The organism is Candidatus Symbiopectobacterium sp. (assembly GCF_020054415.1).
Classification (GTDB): domain Bacteria; phylum Pseudomonadota; class Gammaproteobacteria; order Enterobacterales; family Enterobacteriaceae; genus Symbiopectobacterium.
This window is the reverse complement of sequence record NZ_JAHWCO010000239.1, coordinates 1-1,312: the sequence shown is the minus strand read 5'-3', so window position 1 is coordinate 1,312 and position 1,312 is coordinate 1. Positions and strand designations below refer to the sequence as shown.

Genomic DNA, 1,312 nt, shown 5'->3' with positions numbered 1-1,312 from the left:
TCAGGTGGGTGAAGCCATGGCCATGGTCAAAGCGCTTAACCGGATCACGCTATTAGGAATGCCGAACAGTATTCGCATCACGTAACAATCGACCAGTATGGGGCGCAGTCGTTACAAGTTCTGATTTATTCAACAAAGCCCGCGACGACATGATTATCAATTAAGGAGCACGCCATGCTGGAAAAAATGGGGAAAGCGGCTAAACAAGCCTCCTATCACCTGTCGGTGCTGAGTACGGTGCAGAAGAACCAGGCTCTGAAGGTGATTGCTGACCTGCTGGAGGCAGAAAGCGCAGAGATTCTGGCCGCAAACGCACTGGATCTGGCAGATGCACGGCAAAATGGCATGAGCGCCGCGTTACAAGACCGGTTGCTGCTCACACCGCAGCGGCTGAGCGCCATCGCTGACGATGTGCGCCAGGTCTGCCGCCTTAATGAACCCGGTGGGTGAAGTGATAGATGGCCGCCTGCTGGATAATGGATTGAAGCTGGAACGCCGTCGCGTGCCATTGGGCGTGGTGGGCGTTATCTATGAAGCGCGCCCGAATGTGACGGTGGACGTCGCCAGCCTGTGCCTGAAAACCGGTAACGCAGTGATTCTGCGCTGCGGCAAAGGGACTTATCGCGCCAATGCGGCCACGGTGAGCGTGATTCAACGCGCACTGGCACAAAGCGGGCCTGCCAAGGTGGTTGCGATGGAAGCAAAGGACTACGATGACGAATTGCTTTCTAACGACCTCAACGTGGCACTGGTGGACGATATGGATGCTGCCATTGCCCATATCCGTGAACACGGCACGCAGCACTCTGATGCCATTTTGAAGCGCTCCATCAGCAATGCGGAACGCTTTGTGCGCGAGGTGGATTCCTCGGCGGTGTACGTCAATGCCAGCACCCGCTTTACCGATGGCGGCCAGCTTGGCTTGGGTGCCGAAGTGGCGGTAAGCACGCATAAATTGCACGCGCGCTGCCCGATGGGGTTGGAAGCGTTGACCACCTACAAGTGGATTGGTTAGAGCCTGTACACGAGATTGTGTAATTGCCTGATTTTGATATGTTCAATCCAACATCAAAAGCAGGTTACTTTAGGACGAAAAACAGTTACAGGCTCTGGCTAACGAGCTGGCCAAAAATCTCAAAACCCCTGACTATCTCAACCGGTTTGATCGCCTGCTGAAAAAGATCAGCGTTGAAGCTGCCCTTAATGCTGAAATGACCCATCACCTCGGGCATGAGAAGCACCAGTCCAAATCTGGAACTAACACGCGCAATGGCTACTCCACAAAGACTGTTACCACCGGCGATGGTCCGCT

General features: G+C 54.3%; 1 protein-coding gene and 2 pseudogenes. All 3 read left to right on the top strand.

Annotation, left to right across the window (positions count from 1 at the left end):
- Nucleotides 1–85 (top strand): annotated as a pseudogene (locus QZ506_RS07005) (lipoprotein); the annotation flags it as partial.
- Nucleotides 86–174: 89 nt separating this feature from the next.
- Nucleotides 175–1,015 (top strand): annotated as a pseudogene (locus tag QZ506_RS07000) (aldehyde dehydrogenase family protein).
- A gap of 94 nt (nucleotides 1,016–1,109) precedes the next feature.
- The coding region (locus QZ506_RS06995; RefSeq protein WP_291970027.1) for a transposase at nucleotides 1,110–1,312 on the top strand (203 nt) is incomplete at its 3' end.